Source organism: Chitinasiproducens palmae (assembly GCF_900095735.1).
Taxonomy (GTDB): Bacteria; Pseudomonadota; Gammaproteobacteria; order Burkholderiales; family Burkholderiaceae; genus Chitinasiproducens; species Chitinasiproducens palmae.
Genome location: NZ_FNLO01000002.1, coordinates 130890 through 147837 on the forward strand (window position 1 = coordinate 130890; position 16948 = coordinate 147837).

A 16948-nucleotide genomic window follows, 5' to 3' on the forward strand; every position below is an offset into this window, starting at 1 on the left:
GCTACTGGATCAGGACGGTGGCGCGCGTGAACACTTCGACGCAATATTCCATCATCGAGCGGGCGAGCCAGTGCGCACCGACGATGACGGTCAGCAACGTCACCAGCAATCTCGGCAGGAAACTCAGGGTCTGCTCGTTGATCGAAGTGAGCGCCTGGAAAACGCTGACCGCGAGGCCCACCAATAGGCTGGGCAGGATCAGCGCGGTGACCAGCATGGCGGCGAAGCGCAGCGCGCCGCCGATCATTTCTACGATGAGGTCGGGTGACATCTTCAATAAGCCTGGATGCTGGCCGTCAGCGTGTTGACAGTCAGTGACCAGCCATCGACCATCACGAAAAGCAGAAGCTTCAGCGGCAGCGAAATGACGAGCGGCGACAGCATCATCATGCCCATGGCCATCAATACCGACGACACGACCAGGTCGATGATCAGGAACGGCAGGAACAGGAGGCTGCCGATCTGAAACGCGGTCTTGAGTTCGCTGAGCAGGAAGGCCGAGGCCTTGACGACGAAGCTGTAGCGCTCGGGCGACGTCACCTCGCCTTCCCCGGCAAGCCGTGCGATCTGCGCGAGGGCGGCCTTGTTGGTCTGTGCGAGCATGAAGCGCGCAAGCGGCTGTTCCGCGCGCTTCACCGCCTCCTGGAAGCCGATTTCATTTCGATCGAACGGCAGAACGGCGTCCTGCCAGACGCGGTCGGCCACCGGGCGCATCACCAGCAAGGTCAGCATCAGCGCGATGCCGGTGATCAACCGTGCCGGCAGGCCCTGTTGCAGGCCTAGCGCCTGGCGCAGCAGCGACAACACGATCACGAAGCGCATGAAGCAGGTCATCACCATGACCAATGCCGGCAACAGGCCGAGCAGTGTCATGAACAGAAGGATCTGCGTCTTGACGCTGAAGTCGCCCGCCGCGGCGCCCACGCCGGTTGCGCCCGCCAACGGTGCGACGGCATCGGCGAAGGCATCGCCGGGCGCCGCCAGGGCGGGAACCGTCCACGCCAGCAGCGCGATGCTCAGCGCCAAAACCGCGACGGTGCGGACCGCGCCCGGGCGTCGCGCTGTCGATGGCGTGGTCGCGGCCCGGCGACGCGCGGCGTGTCGGCCCCCTTGCACGAGCCGATTCGGCAGCGGGTGTCTCACGGCGCCAGATCGCTCAGGTCCTGCAAGGAGACGATTCGCAGACCGTAGCTATCGCCCGATACGACCGTCTCGCCTGTGCCCACCTCGGTGCCGTTGAGTTTGATCGGCAGCGGCGTGCCTGCACTACGGTCGAGTTCCAGGACGGAGCCTGGGCCGAGTTCCAGCAGTTCGCTCAGCATCAACGTGACGCTGCCCACCTCGAGCGTGAGTTTCACCGGTATGCGCGCGAGCAGGCGCAGCGCGTCGCGCGAGTGGGGCGTGCCGTTGTCGCCGCCATGTAGGTCGTCGAAGGCGTCGGGCATGCCAGATTGGCTCAGACTAGGTTCGCTCATGTTCTACTCCAGAAATTCCAGGGAAGTCAGGCACAGCTTGCCGGCGCGCTCGTGAACGCGGCCACGCAGCAGTGCCTGTTCGCCGATGCACACGGTGGCCACGTTGGGATTGGACGTGGCAACGACCTGTCCGGGACGCAAGTCAAGGATCTCCGCGATCGACAGCCGCAAGTCGAGCACGTGCGCCCGCATGCACAGCGCAATCCGGCGTCCGACATGGTCGTGTCCGCCGGTCTGTCGGAGCTCGGCATCGCGTGGGCCGCCGCTCAGCGAAGAGAACAGACGCACCTGCGCCGCGGTGTCCAATTCGATACTCACCGCGCCTACAGGCGCGCCGTCGATCGACACCGTGCCTTTCGCCCCAAGTGGCGGCAACACATACGCCAGGGTTGTGGCACGTTCAGGAACGTAGGACAACCGACGGCCGAGCGCCTGCACACATTCTTCGGCAAGCAACTGCGCGAGTCGGCGAGCCGTGCCGCTGGCGGGTGCATCGGGCCGGCGTGGCGGTGCTGCGGCCGCCAGCGCGCTCACGGGCGCGGTGCCGTATCGAACGTCGATGAGCCGTGCAAGCAGGTCGGAATCGAACCGCCAGCGGACTTGCGCGCCGTCGAGATCGGTGTCGACGACAACGGCGTTCGGCGCTACGTCCGTCGCGTCCGAAGCGTCGCTCAGATGCATGTTCGCAACGTCGAAGGTGTGCGCAGGCAAGTTTGCGCAGCGCTGCGCAAGAACGCGGGCGATGTCACCGGCCAGGTCCTCGCCGAAGGGGGCCAGCTGGTGCACGGGTCGGCCGAGCAGATGCGAAGGAACCGCGACACAGGATGTCGCGTTGAACGGGGGAGCGACGCAGCGTAGTGCCATGTTGATGACTGAATGAAATGGGACAGGCAAGCCCACCGCGGGCGGCATCGACAGCCTTGCGGTGGACGCTGCCGCCGCGGTGCCGCCTACGTGATCTGCCGATCGGCTTTGACGAATTATGAAAATCCACACGCCAGGATGTCGAGCGATTAGTCGTGAAGCGCGCGCTCAGGATCGCTGCTCGCCGGAAATTAGCTGAATAGGAAGCGTCTTCTTGACGGCGATCGGGTGCCGCTATAGCGGCACGGCTCGCTTGCGTCGACGACGCGACCGCGCGCGGTTAGCCCCGGGTGTTAGCCCCGCGTGCGACTCCCACCGCATGCGACTCCCACCGCGTGCGACTCCCAGCGTGTGCGGTTTCACCCCGCTGCGCACGCCGCGCTGCCCAGCCGAGCGCCGGTGCGCGTATGCCGAGGCGGCGAGTGCGCCGTCGCACTGCGACGCACGCCGTCGCGCGAACGCGTCGAGCGGCGCTGCTCGACGGCCTGGACGGCGCCGTCCGGAGGGCGGTCGTGCGCGGCGCGCATCACGACTAATCCGGCCGCCTCATGGTTTTTAACTCGCGGCGCGGCAACCGTTGGCCGAATAATCCACTTCGACCGCTGTACGTGGCGGCCGATACGTCGGCGACGGTGGACGTGCCGCCGCCGCCGTCGTACAGCCTCGCGGCAGGCGGCTGCGACGCGCGGCACGCCGTAGCGACCGTCGATGCCGCGGCATCAACAACAAGGGAGAGCAGCAGTGCAAGCGATGACAGCCAGTTTCGAGAGCATGCGGGTCGCCGGTTCCGCATCGGCGCCGTACAGCGTGCAGGCCGTGTCGGCGTCGATCGACGGCGCGCAGGCGAAAAGCAGCTTCGGCACCTACCTCGATGACGCGTTGCACGCGATCGACGCGCGGCAACACGCCGCCGCCGCCCGCATGCAGGAAGTGGACTCGGGTCGCAGCGACGACCTGGTCGGCGCGATGCTGGCGAGCCAGGACGCCACCTTGTCCTTCGCGATGCTGACGCAGGTGCGCAACAAGGTGGTGGCGGCGCTCGACGATCTGCTGAAGATGCCGGTTTGAGGGCGGGACGACTATCGTGCTTGCAACTCTGAGAACCGCTGCGTCGAATTGGCGCATGCGACTGCCGCCACTGCCGAGCGCCGCGGCGCTGTCGCGTTTCACGCCACTCGTGGTGCTGGCCATCGCGCTGAGCGTTCTGGCCACGCTTTATCTACGAATTGACGAGGCCAGCTACAAGCCGGTGTTCGGTGCGCGCGAGCGGGTCCCGACGGACCGGATGTTGTCGGTGCTGGACGAGGACGGCATCGCCTATCGCCTCGACCCCGACACCGGGCAGGTGCTGGTGCCGGCCGGCAAGCTCGGGCGTGCACGCGTGGTGCTGGCCGGCAAGGGCGTCACCGCGCACTTGCCGGCGGGGCTTGAACAGGTGGAGGAAGACGGACCGTTGGGCACCAGCCAGTTCGTGCAGCAGGTGCGGTTCCGGCGCGCGCTGGAAGCCGAGCTGGCGCAGAGCATCGCCGCGCTCGAACCGGTTGAGGCCGCGCGCGTACACCTGTCGATCGCGCGCTCGACCTCGTTCGTCGCGCCGGACGGGGAGAAAAGCTCCGCGTCGGTGGTGGTGACGCTGCGGCCCGGCCAGACGCTGTCGAAGGAGCAGATTGCCGCCGTAATCAGCCTGGTGGCGGGCAGTACGCCCAACCTGGCGCGTGAACGCGTCGCGCTGGTGGATCAGCGCGGCGCGCTGCTTTCGGCGCACGTCGACCTGGACGACGACACGCTGACCGATGGCGACGGCGCCCAGCGTATTCGCGAACGCACGTTGAGCAACATCCACGACTTGCTCGCGCCGGTGATCGGCGCCGGGAACTACCGCGCCAGCGTCACTGCGGAGATCAATGCCGACCGCGTCGAGGAAACGCGCGAGCAATACGGCGAAGCGCCGAAGATGCTCAACGAGGCGGTGCGTGACGAACGTGACACCGAGCCGGTCGCCGCGGGCGTGCCGGGCACGCTGAGCAACCGTCCGGTGCCGCCGGCCGCGGCCAGCGCGGCGCAGCCGGGCATCGGACTCGCGCGCAACGCGGCCACCCGTCAGTTCACGTACGACCGCAGCGTGATGCAGATCAGGCGGGCGCGGGGCCGGCTCGAGAAGCTCAGCGTTGCCGTGGTGCTGAACAACCGCGCCGCGCCGGAAGCGGGCAAGCCGTGGTCTGCCGAGCAACTGGCGTCGATCGAGAAGCTCTTGCGCGGCGGCCTCGGGCTGGACAGCGCGCGCGGCGATCAGTTGGTGGTATCGAGCCTCGGTTTCCCGAGCGCCCCGTCGCCGCTGCCCTGGTGGCAACGCGAGGACAACGTCGAGCGTGCGATCCGCTACGGCGCCTACGGCGTGCTCGGTCTGCTCGGTTTCTTGTTGGTCGTGCGCCCATTGCTGCGCGGCTTTCTGCAATGGGTGCAGCACCGTTACGCGCACGTACCGTTCGGCGGCGTGGCCACCAATGGGACCGCCGCGCATGCGGCCGGTGCGGCTCGCGAGGTTGGCCTGGCTCACGCCGATACGGCCGGTTTGACGGTGCTGCGCGGCGTCGAGCTGCCCGGCGACGATTCCGGAACCGACGAGATGCTCGCGCATGTGCAGAAGCTCGCTGAAAAGGAGCCGGAGCGCGTCGCCGAGGTGGTCAAGCAATGGATCAAACACTGATGGCGAAGACATCGAAGGACCGGGACGGCCGGAAGGACGCGGCGCCGCAACAGGTCGCCGAAGGCGCCGGCGACAGCGCGGCGCAACGGAATCAGCCCGCCACTGCGCCAGAGCGCAAGGGCAGCGCGAATACGGCGTCGTCGGCCAGCAGCGCGGTCGCGCCGGCATCGGCATCGACATCGACATCCGCACCGGCGACGGCGGCGAGCGGCGTTGCCTCGTCCGCCGAGTCGGCTCCGCAGGCGCCTGCCGTGGGCGCGCCGGGACCTGCCGCGTCGGCCGACGTGCGGCGCGAGCCGGGCGGCGAAGCCGGGCCGAGCGCGGCCGCGCAGGCATTGCGCCGCGCCGCCATCGTGCTGTTGTGCATGGGCGAGGGACAGGCCGCGGGCGTGATGCGCTGTCTGAGCCGGCCGGAGCTGCTCAGGCTGACCCAGGCGATGGCCGAGCTGGGCGGCGTGAAGATGGACGCCGTCCATGACGCGTTGCGGGCGTTCTTCCGCGATTACCAGGAGCAAAGTGGCATACATGGCGCGTCGCGCGGCTTTCTCCAGCGCACGCTGGACATCGCCCTGGGCGAGCCGATTGCCGATACCGTCCTCGACGGCATCTACGGCGGTCGCGTACGCGCGCGCATCGCTCGGCTGCAATGGCTGTCGCCACGCGCGATCGCCGAGCGGCTAGCGACCGAGCACGTGCGCATGCAGGGCTGCTTCCTCGCGCTGCTGCCGCCCGAGCAGGCCAGTGCGGTGGTCGCCGCGCTGCCGGCCGCACAGCGCGAACTGGTCCTTCTCAACGTCGCCAAGGTCGACGAGATCGACCACGCCATGTTGGAGGAGGTGGACCGCCTGGTCGAGGACTGTCTGTGCGATCTCGGCGCGCAAGGTACGCAGGTGGAGGGCATGCGACATGCAGCCGACATCGTCAACGGCCTGGGTGGCGACCGCGCCGAGACCATCGAGCAGTTGCGCTCGCGCGATCCGGTCGTCGCCGACGAAATCGAGAAGAACGTGTACAGCATCGGTGTCATCGCGTGGCAGTCCGAGCAGACCTTGCTTCGCTTGCTCGAAGTCGTGTCCTTGGACGAGTGGGCGGTGGCGCTCAAAGGCAACGATCTGGATCCGGAAGTGCGCCGGGCGCTTGAACGCGTGATGCCGCGGCGGCAGCAGCAAAGCTTCGCGGATGCGATGCGCAGGGCCGGACCGATAGGGGCGTCCAGGCGCGCACGCGTGCGCGAACAGATCATGAGCCAGGTCCGCGCGATGACTGCCACGGGTGAATTCGAGCTGCGCCTGGCGCCAGAGGATGAGGACGCGACGTGACCCGCTATGCGTTATACCGTTTCCCCGCGCTGGCGGAGCCGTCGCCGCGCGACGATGTGTGCCAGGTCGACCCGGCGCTCGCCGATGGCTACGAGGCGGGCCGCGAGATCGGCTACGCGGACGGGCGGCAGGCGGGGCACGCCGAGGGCAGGCGCGTCGGTCTGGCCGAAGGATTGACCGAGGGGCGGCAGGCCGGCGAGCGCGCCGCGCGCGACGCGCTCGCGCGTCGCTTCGACAGTGTCCTGCGCACGCTCGACCGCGCGGCGGCCGCATTGCGCGACGTCCACGCGCAGTACTGCGACGCGCGCCGGGGCGAGCTGATCGATCTGGTCGAGAAGGTGACGCGGCAGGTCATCCGGTGCGAACTGACGCTGCAACCGGAACAGTTGCTCAAGTTGATCGACGGGGCGCTCTGCGCGCTGCCCGCGACCGACGAGGCGCCCGAGATCCATTTGCCCCCGGAGGAATGCGCGAGGCTGGCCGAACTCGGGCAGGTGCGCGCCGATGGTTGGCGTCTGATTGCGGACCGGGCGCTACAGGCCGGCGAATGCCGGGTGCGGGCCGGCGGGCAGGAAGTCGACGCGGGCTGCACGCATCGGCTGCAGGCCTGCCTCGAACAGTTACGCGACGCGGTCGAGAGCGCGTCCGACGACGCGAACGTCGCGCCGAATGTCGTGCCGGATGTCATGTCAGAGGCCGCGGGCGCCGATGACGAGGGACGAACGGCGGCACGGCGCGCGGACGGCGGACCATGAGCGCGCGCTTGTTCGAGGACGTCGCGCTGCGCGACGTGCCGCTGACTCGACCCACAGGGCGTCTGGTCGGTGTCACCGGCATGCTGCTGCGGGCAAGCGGATGCGCGTTGCCCACCGGCGCGCGCTGCCGCGTGCAGCAAGCCGGCGGCACGTGGCTGGAAGCAGAAGTCGTCGGCTTCGGCGCGGACGCGACGTTTCTGATGCCGTTCAAGCGCCCGGTGGGGCTGGTCGCCGGCGCCGACGTGCAGCCGGTCAACCGTCGCAAGCGCCCGCGCATCGGGCCGCAATGGCTGGGCCGGATGATCAACGGGCTCGGCGAACCGATCGATGGCGCGGGACCGCTGGGTGGCGTGCACCTGCTCGCCGCGCATCCGCCGACGGTCGACCCGTTGCGCAAGCGGCCGGTGCGCGAAGTGCTCGATGTCGGGGTGCGGGCGATCAACGGCCCGCTCACGCTGGGGCGCGGACAACGCGTCGGGTTGATGGCGGGCAGCGGCGTCGGCAAGAGTGTGCTGCTCGGCATGATTTCCCGCGGCACCGACGCCGACGTGGTCGTGGTGGGGCTGATCGGCGAGCGCGGTCGCGAGGTAGGCGAGTTCGTGGACGAGGCGCTCGGCGCCGCCGGCCGGGCGAAATCGGTGCTGATCGTGGCGCCCGCTGACGAATCGCCGCTGATGCGCGTGCGAGCGACCGAACTGGCGCACGTCGTTGCCGCGCATTACCGCGATCACGGCCAGCACGTGCTGCTGCTGGTCGACTCGCTGACGCGCTACGCGATGGCGCGGCGCGAGATCGCGCTGGCGCTCGGCGAGCCGCCCGCCACCAAGGGCTATCCGCCGTCCGTCTTCGGCGGCTTGCCAGAGCTGGTCGAATCGGCCGGCAACGGCACCGGCGCGGGCAGCATGAGCGCGATCTATACCGTGCTCGCGGAGGGCGACGATCAGAACGATCCGGTGGTCGACACGGCACGCGCGATCCTGGATGGCCACATCGTTCTGGCGCGCACGCTGGCCGAGCGCGGTCATTTTCCCGCCATCGACGTCGCGCGTTCGGTGAGCCGGTGCGCGTCGCAGATATGCGAGCGCGCGCACCTGCAACGCGTGCGCACACTGCGCGCGCACATGGAGCGTTACGAGGCGATTCGCGAGTTGATTCCGCTGGGCGGCTACGTGGCCGGCGCCGACCCGCTGACGGATCAGGCGGTTAAGCTGGCCCCCGCGATCGACGCCTTTCTCAAACAGGAGATCGACGAATGCACACGCTTCGACGAGACGGCGCAGCGGCTGCGGGCGTTGCTCGCATGACGAGCTCGGGCGGCGACACGCCGTTCGGCGCGGCGCGCGGCGCCGGCGTCAGTCGACGCGGGCGCGAGCGCGGCGACGACGAGAGCGGCATGCGCGGCGTGCAGGCGCTGCACGAGGTGCGACGCGTGCAAGCCGATCGTCTCCTTGCCGAGGTCGCACGATGGCAGGCACGGCTACAGCGTCAGCACGAGTCGCGCGCGCTTCTGCGACGCATGTTCGAGGACGCCGCGCAAACCGACGAGGGCAGGTTGGTCGGCGCGCTGGCGCGCAACCGGCTGGCGCATCGGCTGCAGTTGTTGTCGCTTCTCGGTCAGGCTGACCAAGCGATCGCGACGACGCGCTCGCAAGTCGACACGAGCCGCGCGTTGTGGCAGGCCGGTGAACGCCAGTGCGCGCTGTGGGCGCGGCTGCGCGCCATGCGCGACGAGGCGTGCGCGGCGCGGCACGCGCGGGCCGAGCAGCGCGTCGACGATGAAGCCGCGGCTCGGCAGTGGGCCCGTGGCAAGTCGGCAGACGAAGGCGATCGAGCAAACCGCTCGCATCGATTACGGGAGAAAGGTTGATGAAACAGATTGCGCTGGTTGATCCTGCCGCTTACGCGAAAGAGCTGGCGGGAAAGGCGTTCGCGAACGTCTTCGGCATGGTTCAGGGCCGGGCCGATCGGGTGAAGACCGAGAAGGACGGCATCTCGAGCCTCGATACCGCGTTGCGCGACTTCCGCAGCGAGATGCGCAACGTCACGTCCGGCGGCTCCGTGGTGTCCTACAAGGCCACCGTGTCCGATCCGAACGCGGCCGTAGCGACGACCAGCGGCTCCAGCGTGAGCGGCGTGTTCCAGTTTCACGTGTATCAGTTGGCCAAGCCGGCGCACTACAACAGCGCGCCTCTCGCCGAATTCGACGCCGCGGCCGGCGGCAAGCTGCGTGTCGAGGTCGGCTCGACTGCTGCCGAGATCGACCTCGGCAAACTGGGTTCCCAAAACGGCAAGGCGACGCTCGCCACGCTCGCCGAAGCGATCAACGCCGATCCCGATCTGAAGGGAAAAGTGATTGCCCGCACCGAAGTCGACGAGAACGACCAGGAGCGATTGATTGTCGAAAGCAAGGAAACGGGCGCCAAGCAGCAAGTGAAGCTCAGCGTCGACGGCGGCGACGCTGCCCTGAAGAACGCCATCGACGAAGGGAAACCTGAACCGGGGCAGGATCTGCTGTACAGCGTCGATGGCGGGGCGAAGCTCAAGTCCGGATCGAACACGATCACGCATGCCGGCACGACGATTCTTTTCACGCGCGACACCGGCAGTTTCACCGTCACCGTGAAGGACGATGCCGCCGGGACGCGAGCCGGGCTGGAAAAGTTCGTCAAAGCCTACAACGCCCTGCATGAGGTGCTCACCGACCTGACCAAGCCGGGCGATGTACTTGGCGGCAAGGCCGGCGGCCCGCTACAGGGACAGTCCGATGTGAATGGCCTGCGCAGGGAACTGGCGCGTGCGCTGAACATGGTGGTTGGCGACGCCTATCTGCTTCGCACGGGCCTGGAGCTGAAAAAGGACGGGACGCTCTCGCTGGACAGGGACAAGCTGGAAGCCACCTTGAAGGTAGCGCCGGACGCGCTCGATCGTTTCTTCGGCAAGGCCGAGAAGGGCGGCGACGGTGTGCTCGCCCGCCTGGGCGACATCGTGGCGGGTTGGCTGGATGGCGACAAGAGCCTGATCAAGCAGCGCACCGACGCTGCGGAGCGAGCCGAGAAGGCGGTCGAGAAGGAGAAGGCAAAGTTCAACGAGCGCTACGAGCACATGGTGAGCGACCTGACCACACGCTTCTGGAAAGTGCGCATGCTCCAGGAACGTCTGAACGACGCGCTATTGAGACTGGACGGCGTGCTCGACACGCCGACGAAATGAACCCATCACAACCGTATCGCCCATGCCCACGCATACCGCAACAACCGGATACGACCGCTATCGGCAGACGCACGTCGAGGCGTCGCTTGGCCATGCGTCGCCCTTGCAGATGGTGATCATGCTCACCGACGGGCTGCTCGACGAGTTCGAGCGCCTGCGCGGTCATATCGCCAATCGACGCTTCGAGGCAAAGGCTCAGAGCATATCCAGATGTCTGGCAATCCTGGTCGGCCTTGAATGTGCGTTGGATGAAGAGGCTCAATCCGAGCCGGTCCGGCAAGTCGCGGAACTGTACCAATATTGCCGCGCGCTCGTCGGCCAGGCCGGCGTGGAACTTTCGACCGTACCGTTGGACCGCGCCCGGATGTTGATGACCGCGCTTCGCGATGCCTGGCGAAGCGCGCTGAAGGAGGGACGTTAGGATGCACGACTGGCTTGCCAAAGCGCCGCGCCGCGGCGATGCGCCGGAGCACGGCGATGCAACGAGCATTGCGGCGCGTCTGGAATCGTGCCTGACAGAGCAGCGCTGGGACGACGCCAACGCGCTGATCGCGCAACTCGACGGCACGATCGCCGCGGAGCTCGAAAAGCAGCGCGGCAAGGTTGCACCGGCGCACGAGCAGGCGTCGGCGCGTATGCGCTTGACGACGTTGCGCGAGCACTGCCGCGCATGCCTTGGCCTGACCGCGCGCCACGGCGCGCTGCTGGCTGAGCGGCTGCGCGCGCTGGAGTGCACGCGCCCGGCCTTGTCGGCATACCACTGCGTGGAGCGACTATGAGTGCGGCGATAGCAGGAATCGGTGGCGCAACGCGCCCGCCGCGCTCGCACGGTACACCGGCAACCGCGCGCGACGAGCGGGAGCCCGGCTCGACCGGCGCGAGGTTCGGCGACCTGATGGACGCCGAGGACGAACCCGAACGACCGTCCGAATCGTCGGGCGACGTCACCGCGTCGCCGAGCGTTGCTGTGGCGCTCTCGGCTGCGCCTGCGCCCATCGCGCCGGATGCCGCCGCCGGGGATCCGGACGGTGTGGCGCAATCGGCCGTCGACGCGACCGCGCGCGCAGTGGACATGCCGGAAGCCGCGCGGCTCGCCGAGCCGGAGCGGTCCAGCGCCCGGATGTCGGCGGCCGCGCACCGCGCGGAGGCGCGTTTCGACGAGAGTGCCGCCGACGCGGCCATCGTTCGAGGCGTCGGATCGGGGGACGATGCATCGGCCACGCGCGCGCCGTCTGGTGCGCGCCCACCATGGCAGCGCGCGACGTCAGCGCCGACGCGCGCCACTGCCGATGCCGCCGCAACGTCGACCGCAGACGCAAGCGAGACTGGCGAGGATGCCTCCGCGCTGCGCGTGCAGCCCGGCGTCGCGCGGCCAGCAGAGCACGGCACGACAACGGCCAGTCATGTCCCGCGAACGGTCGATCCGGCGCCGGGCGCGCCGACAGCGCAAGCGGCCGGCCCGCGCGCGGCGAGCACCGCACTGGACGATGCCACCGAGCGCGCGGCGCGCATGCTTGGGACGCGCCTCGCCTACCAGGTCGGTGAGGGGGTGGAGCGCGCGGAGCTGCGCCTCGACCCACCGCTGCTCGGCACTGTCCAAGTCACCGTGCGTCGCGAGCATGGCGGTCTGGCGGTGAGCGTGCGTACCGCCAGCGAGTCGGTCGCGGCCGCGTTGCAGCCTCTCAGCGGCATGATCCGCGAGGAATTGACGCAACGACAGGGCGGTCAGATCACCCTGTCCATACGGGCGGGCGTCAGCGCGGCGGCGACTGCCGTCGCCGCGCCGAACCACGCTGGTTCAGCGAGCGCGGGCGGCGGCTGGCGCAGCGATGCCGGTCAGAACGACGCGCGCTCGCCAAGCGACCGCGGTCCGGAGCAAGGCGAGCCGAACGGGGAGGGCACGGCGCGCGAAGGCACGCCGCAGCACGGTGACGGTGGCCAGCGTCGCGCCGCCATTCGACGCGCCAGCGCGGCGCTCGCCGCGGCGCACGATGCCCTGGCTATCGAGCCTGTCTACGTCGGCAACTAAGTTCGGCGCGGACTGCTGGCACGCCACGCCCATCCGCGGGACACGAAACAACACACTGAAGAATGAAGAACAAATATCTGGTCGCCATCGCGATCGCAGTAGCGCTGCTTGGTGGCGCCGGATTGTACGCACTCCTATCGGAAGTCATGGATAAGGGGGCTTCGGCGCCGGTGGCCAAACCTGGCAAGTCGCTGACTTATGTCGACGTGGGAAAGACGGTCGTACTGCTCCATGGAACGAACGGCGAAAGCAACTCACGCTACGCCGTGATCGAAGCGGTGCTCGAAGTCGAGACGCCTGCGCTTGGAAAGGTGAAGCAGGAACTTCTGCTGATCCGCAGTCTTGTGTTCCGTGCGGTCGCCGCCTACAGCGCGGAGCAACTGCGAGCGCTGAGTGTCGACGAAGTGACCAGCGCAATCGAGAAGGCGATACAGGAACACGAACATGCAGTGGGTACGCGCGTTGGCATCGAGCGCGTGATGCTGACGTCGCTCGTCATCGAGTGACGCCATGCCTGCCGATCTCAGGTACGCCCGGCCGCCCACGTTCACCCCGCCGTCGCCGATCGTCGGCGAGCGCGAGCTGGTGCTGGCTTACATGCCGTTGGTCCGTCAGGTGGTTCGTCAACTGGCCTCGCAGATGGACGGCGTGATCGGACGCGAGGACATGGAGCAGATCGGTGCGATCGGGCTGCTCGAAGCGTTGCGGCGCTACGGAGAGATAGACGGAGGTTTCGGTTCGTTTGCGCGCCTGCGCATCAGAGGCGCGATTCTCGACGAGTTGCGCCGAACCGACTGGCGCCCGCGCGGGGTGCGGCAGAGCGCGCATCGACAGCGCGACGCGGAGCGCGCGCTTCGGCGCGCACTAGGACGGGACCCGACCGAAGCCGAGATCAGCGAGTCGCTGGGCATCACCTCGGAGGCGTATCGGCGCAGCCTGATGGATCAGTGCGCGGAAGCCATGCTGCAATTCGACGAAGCGGTGCACGCGGAGCTGATCTGGCACGACGATGGACCGGAACAGTTGCTGCTCAGACGCAGGAGTTTGCGGCAGGCGCTGGCGCATCTCGCCCCGAACGAGCAGCGAGTCATCCAGCTTTACTACGAATTTGACATGACGCTCAAGGAAATCGCAGAGGTCATGGCGCTTACGGAGGCGCGCATATGTCAGATCAACAAGGTGGCGCTGCGCAAGATGCGCATGGCGTTGACCGAAACACCGAGGGCGGGTAACGGATGAGCAACGCGCGAGGACAGGAATCGTGACACGGGTCGGCAGAAAACGTCAGGCCGATGGCATGACCACGGTGGACCCACACGCGGGCGCTTCCCAGCCCGCCGCGGCGGCGTCACGGAAGGCACCTGCGACGTCGCGGCACGGCGCCGGCGGGCACGCACGCTCGTCGGCCAAGCCGCTCGACGCAGCGGCGGGAAGCGCGCTCGCCGAGACGCTCGCGTTGGCGCGCCTGGCTCGCGTGGAAAGCGAGGACAGTCGGCAGGCGTCCGTGGCGGCGGTCCGCGAGGCGCTGCTGGAAGGCCGCATCGCGTTCGACGCCGACAAGCTGGTGGCGCTGATCGAGCGTTTCCATGGAGGCGGACGGTGAAACCGGAACGGGCGCTGCAGGCGCTGCTCGAGCAACTGCGAGACGATCGGCAACGTTTCGTCGAATTGGGCGAAGTGCTGGATCGCATGCATGACGCGTTGCGAGGCGCGGCACTCGTCTCGATACCCGAACACGTCGACCGCCTTGCGACGATCGACCACGCGCTGCGTTGCCGCCACACGGTGCGCGCGTCCCGCCTGTGCGCGCTCGCCCGAGCGCTCGGCATGAGCGTCGTACCGGTCGACGATGCCGGCAACGGCCCGTCCGGCGTCCGCGACGCCGCGGTCGGCGCTGGACCGCGCGGCGGCATTCGCGACAGTATTCGCGACAGTACATCGCGGGCGGGGGACGGGACTGCCCCGACCGAGGGCGCGGGAGCGCCGCCGTCGCGGATGCGGACAGCGGCGCTCATCGCAGCGCTCAGCCGCGCGATGCAGGGACGCGCGGGCGCCGCATTGACTGCCGCGTGGGATGCGGTCGAGCGCGAGATGCGCAGCTGTCGCGAAAAGGCGGCGCGCAACGGCTTGGCATTGCACGAGCGCGCCGAGCCGTTGCGCCGGCGGCTGCTGGGAGAGAAGCACACCTATGTCGCGCTTTGAAGCGATGAACGCGTCGCGTGCGCCGCTCGCGGCGCAAGTCGGCGCGGGCGGCGCGGTCGGCAGCGTGCAGATCGCCTCGCCGAACACCCGCGCCAGCGGCGAATACGCACGTCTACATGCGGAGATCGCTCGCACGGTGGCGTTCGGATTCGCGCCGCTGCCGCGCCGCGCTGCGCCACGCGAGCCGACGCCGGCCGTGACTGCCGCACCCCGTGCCCGCAACGTCGTCGACGCCAGTGCGGCCCGTGCCACCGTCGTCGCCCGTACGCCACGTCTCGCGCCCGCGCGCGCCGGCAGCAGCGCGCAGGAACGCTTCCTCGGGCAGATCCTGCCGCATGCCGAACGCGTCGCGCGCCGGCTCGGCGTGGCGCCCGAACTGATAGCGGCCCACGCCGCGCTTGAATCGGGATGGGGCACGCGGCCGATCCCGGGGCGCGACGGCAAGTCGTCGCACAATCTTTTCGGGATCAAGGCCGGCGACGCGTGGCGCGGCGCCTCGTCGGCGGCCTGGACCACCGAGTTCGCGCGCGGCGCCGCGCGTCGCGGCCGCGACGAATTCCGGACTTATCCGGGATTCAGCGCGGCTTTCGACGACTACGCGAGCTTGCTACTCGAAAACTCCCGTTACAGTGGACTCGTGAACGCGGGCAGCGATGCGCGACGCTTCGCCCGGGCGCTGCAGGCCGGTGGCTACGCCACCGACCCGCGCTACGCGAGCAAGCTCGCGCAGCTCGCCGAGCAGATCGGAGGCTACCGCGCCAGTACGGCGCCTCGCGCCGCGCGGGAAAGCCGCGCGGCGCGAGAGCAGGCGGCGCCCGGTCGGACGCTCAAGGAGCGGCCGGTTCGGTGACGACTTGCACTTCGCCGGGAGCGGTGACGCGGGCTCGGAGCGTGCGCTCGCTGCTGTCGTTGCGCACCTCGATCAGGTCGCCGAGCTTGCCGCCGCGCAGCGCCGTGCCTGCGGCGCTCACCGCGACGGTCGAGGTGCCGGAGACGAGGCGGACCGCCTGTCCGCGCCGCACCAGTTCGGCGGCCGCGATGTCGTCGGCCAGCACGACCGCGCCGGCCCGCAGGCGGTGGCGGCTGACCTGGCCGATCGTGGCGTCGAGCGATACGAACGGCCGCGACAGCGACTCGAGCCGTGTGCGCCGCGTGGCGACCGAGGCGGCGTCGAACGGTTGGCGGGGCGCGATGCCGCGAACCGCGACCACCACCGTGGCCAGCAGTTCGGCGCGCACGTTCATCGCCGTGACGGTGCCGTGCGGCGCGCAACGTGCGAGCAGGCGCAGACGCGAGAGGTGCTGGCCGCTGAGCCGGAAGTCGAGCGGCACCGGACACGCGGCAACGGCGCGTTGCGGTTCGGCGATGTGCACCGACAGCGTCGCGTCGCGCAGGCCGCTCGCCGCCGCCTGCGAGAGCAGCGTCTCGCGCACCGCTGCCTGCGCGCCGGCGGGCACGGCCGTGGCGCTAGCATGAGCGGCGCCGAAGGCGAGCAACAAGCCGACGGGGCGGACGAGCCGTCGGCCGCACGGTGAAGTGGAACGCAGGTTATGCATGGCAGATGGATCGAAGGAGTACGTCATGACACGGCATCCTGGGTGTTTAAGTGTGCGAAGTTTAGTGCAAAGGAGGTGAATGATGGGTTGGACCTTGAGCGACGCGTTGGGCGTGCATGCGCGGGCGTTGCATGTGCGCGCGGAGCGAACCCGTGTGCTGACCGCGAATCTGGTCAACGCGGACACGCCTGGATACCAGGCACGGGATTTCGACGTCGAGATGGAATTGAGCATGGACGACGGGCAAGCCCCGTTGGCGAAATACCGCGTACCGTACCTGCGCAGGATCGATGGCAGTACGGTGGAGACGCCGGTCGAGCAAGCCGCGTACGCGCAGAACGCCGCGGATTACGAAATGAGCCTGACGTTCGTCGAACTGACCGCCAAGGGCCTTAAGGCCGCCATCGACGGAGTGGCATGAGATGAGTTTCCGGGAACTTGGCCGCATCGCTGCGTCGGCGATGCAGGCTCAGACGCTGCGCCTCAACACGATCGCGAGCAACCTCGCCAACGCCGACAGCGCCGCCTCCAGCGAAGCGAGCGCCTACCGGGCGCGCCGGCCGGTATTTGCCGCAGCGTTCGACGGCCCGGGCAGCGCCAGGGTCGCCGTGCGCGAGGTGCGACAAAGCGATGCGCCAGTGCGTCGGGTCAGCCAGCCAGGCCATCCGCTGGCCGACGCGAACGGCGATGTCTTCTATCCGAACGTCGATCCGCTCGACGAGGTCACCGACATGATGTCGGCCGCCCACGCTTACACCTTGGGAGTCGACCTGCTCGCGCGCGGCACGAACATGCAACAGGCCCTGCTCAGGCTCGGCCGGGGAGATTGAG

General features: G+C 68.7%; 22 protein-coding genes. 17 read left to right on the top strand and 5 right to left on the bottom strand.

The genetic code is table 11. The annotated features are described in order from the left end of the window. Position 1 precedes the first annotated feature (1 nt). From BLU54_RS03710 to BLU54_RS03725, 4 genes are all read right to left on the bottom strand, one after another. Positions 2-271 carry a flagellar biosynthetic protein FliQ gene (locus BLU54_RS03710; protein ID WP_091904847.1) on the bottom strand — a complete coding sequence of 90 codons (270 nt, stop codon included), beginning with the start codon at positions 269-271 and terminating at the stop codon, positions 2-4. A 2-nt stretch (positions 272-273) separates the two neighbouring features. After that, positions 274-1026, bottom strand: coding sequence for a flagellar type III secretion system pore protein FliP (gene fliP / locus BLU54_RS03715; RefSeq protein WP_091905962.1), 753 nt, complete (start codon positions 1024-1026; stop codon positions 274-276). Between the two features lie 113 nt (positions 1027-1139). Next, complete coding sequence (locus tag BLU54_RS03720) at positions 1140-1475, bottom strand: FliM/FliN family flagellar motor switch protein (RefSeq protein ID WP_091904850.1); 336 nt, start codon at positions 1473-1475, stop codon at positions 1140-1142. 3 nt (positions 1476-1478) lie between these two features. Then, positions 1479-2339, bottom strand: a complete 861-nt coding sequence (locus BLU54_RS03725) for a hypothetical protein (protein ID WP_139169468.1) — start codon at positions 2337-2339, stop codon at positions 1479-1481. Positions 2340-3080: 741 nt separating this feature from the next. Here BLU54_RS03725 and BLU54_RS03730 point away from each other — a divergent pair. The 15 genes from BLU54_RS03730 to BLU54_RS03795 all read left to right on the top strand — a co-directional run bounded on the left by BLU54_RS03730 (position 3081) and on the right by BLU54_RS03795 (position 15411). Beyond that, positions 3081-3407, top strand: a complete 327-nt coding sequence (locus tag BLU54_RS03730; RefSeq protein ID WP_235837778.1) for a flagellar hook-basal body complex protein FliE — start codon at positions 3081-3083, stop codon at positions 3405-3407. Between the two features lie 55 nt (positions 3408-3462). Then, the gene (fliF, locus tag BLU54_RS03735; protein WP_170845000.1) at positions 3463-5046 is read left to right on the top strand and encodes a flagellar basal-body MS-ring/collar protein FliF; all 1584 of its coding nucleotides are present in this window, start codon (positions 3463-3465) and stop codon (positions 5044-5046) included. Next, positions 5031-6365, top strand: coding sequence for a FliG C-terminal domain-containing protein (locus tag BLU54_RS03740; protein ID WP_235837779.1), 1335 nt, complete (start codon positions 5031-5033; stop codon positions 6363-6365). Before fliF ends, BLU54_RS03740 begins: the two co-directional genes overlap by 16 nt. Continuing rightward, entirely contained in the window at positions 6362-7120 is a 759-nt protein-coding gene (fliH, locus tag BLU54_RS03745) for a flagellar assembly protein FliH (RefSeq protein ID WP_091904862.1), read from the top strand. Before BLU54_RS03740 ends, fliH begins: the two co-directional genes overlap by 4 nt. Continuing rightward, entirely contained in the window at positions 7117-8424 is a 1308-nt protein-coding gene (locus BLU54_RS03750; protein WP_091904865.1) for a FliI/YscN family ATPase, read from the top strand. Before fliH ends, BLU54_RS03750 begins: the two co-directional genes overlap by 4 nt. Next, complete coding sequence (locus tag BLU54_RS03755; RefSeq protein WP_091904868.1) at positions 8421-8987, top strand: flagellar export protein FliJ; 567 nt, start codon at positions 8421-8423, stop codon at positions 8985-8987. The genes BLU54_RS03750 and BLU54_RS03755 overlap by 4 nt, the downstream gene beginning before the upstream one ends. Beyond that, entirely contained in the window at positions 8987-10330 is a 1344-nt protein-coding gene (fliD, locus tag BLU54_RS03760; protein ID WP_091904871.1) for a flagellar filament capping protein FliD, read from the top strand. The genes BLU54_RS03755 and fliD overlap by 1 nt, the downstream gene beginning before the upstream one ends. A 22-nt stretch (positions 10331-10352) precedes the next feature. Continuing rightward, positions 10353-10751 (top strand): flagellar export chaperone FliS, encoded by a 399-nt coding sequence (gene fliS, locus BLU54_RS03765; RefSeq protein ID WP_091904874.1) that lies wholly within the window; start codon positions 10353-10355, stop codon positions 10749-10751. A 1-nt stretch (position 10752) separates the two neighbouring features. Next, positions 10753-11109 carry a hypothetical protein gene (locus BLU54_RS03770; RefSeq protein ID WP_091904876.1) on the top strand — a complete coding sequence of 119 codons (357 nt, stop codon included), beginning with the start codon at positions 10753-10755 and terminating at the stop codon, positions 11107-11109. Continuing rightward, entirely contained in the window at positions 11106-12359 is a 1254-nt protein-coding gene (locus BLU54_RS03775; protein ID WP_091904878.1) for a flagellar hook-length control protein FliK, read from the top strand. The genes BLU54_RS03770 and BLU54_RS03775 overlap by 4 nt, the downstream gene beginning before the upstream one ends. A gap of 62 nt (positions 12360-12421) precedes the next feature. Next, complete coding sequence (locus tag BLU54_RS03780) at positions 12422-12865, top strand: flagellar basal body-associated FliL family protein (protein WP_091904881.1); 444 nt, start codon at positions 12422-12424, stop codon at positions 12863-12865. Between the two features lie 4 nt (positions 12866-12869). Next, on the top strand, positions 12870-13598 hold the full coding sequence (locus BLU54_RS03785) for a FliA/WhiG family RNA polymerase sigma factor (protein WP_091904883.1): 729 nt from the start codon (positions 12870-12872) through the stop codon (positions 13596-13598). 22 nt (positions 13599-13620) lie between these two features. Beyond that, positions 13621-13962, top strand: a complete 342-nt coding sequence (locus BLU54_RS03790) for a flagellar biosynthesis anti-sigma factor FlgM (protein WP_139169470.1) — start codon at positions 13621-13623, stop codon at positions 13960-13962. After that, positions 13959-14561: a hypothetical protein gene (locus BLU54_RS23590; protein WP_170845001.1), complete on the top strand. Its 603-nt coding sequence runs from the start codon at positions 13959-13961 to the stop codon at positions 14559-14561. The genes BLU54_RS03790 and BLU54_RS23590 overlap by 4 nt, the downstream gene beginning before the upstream one ends. Further along, positions 14548-15411 (top strand): glucosaminidase domain-containing protein, encoded by an 864-nt coding sequence (locus tag BLU54_RS03795; RefSeq protein ID WP_170845002.1) that lies wholly within the window; start codon positions 14548-14550, stop codon positions 15409-15411. Before BLU54_RS23590 ends, BLU54_RS03795 begins: the two co-directional genes overlap by 14 nt. On the opposite strand, the gene flgA is transcribed toward BLU54_RS03795, so the two are convergent. Next, positions 15389-16117: a flagellar basal body P-ring formation chaperone FlgA gene (gene flgA / locus BLU54_RS03800; protein ID WP_170845003.1), complete on the bottom strand. Its 729-nt coding sequence runs from the start codon at positions 16115-16117 to the stop codon at positions 15389-15391. The genes BLU54_RS03795 and flgA overlap by 23 nt on opposite strands. A gap of 82 nt (positions 16118-16199) precedes the next feature. Here flgA and BLU54_RS03805 point away from each other — a divergent pair, with 82 nt between their 5' ends. Both BLU54_RS03805 and flgC read left to right on the top strand, forming a co-directional pair. After that, entirely contained in the window at positions 16200-16538 is a 339-nt protein-coding gene (locus BLU54_RS03805; RefSeq protein WP_091904894.1) for a flagellar basal body protein, read from the top strand. A 1-nt stretch (position 16539) separates the two neighbouring features. Further along, positions 16540-16947, top strand: coding sequence for a flagellar basal body rod protein FlgC (gene flgC / locus BLU54_RS03810; RefSeq protein ID WP_091904898.1), 408 nt, complete (start codon positions 16540-16542; stop codon positions 16945-16947). Position 16948: the final 1 nt, after the last annotated feature.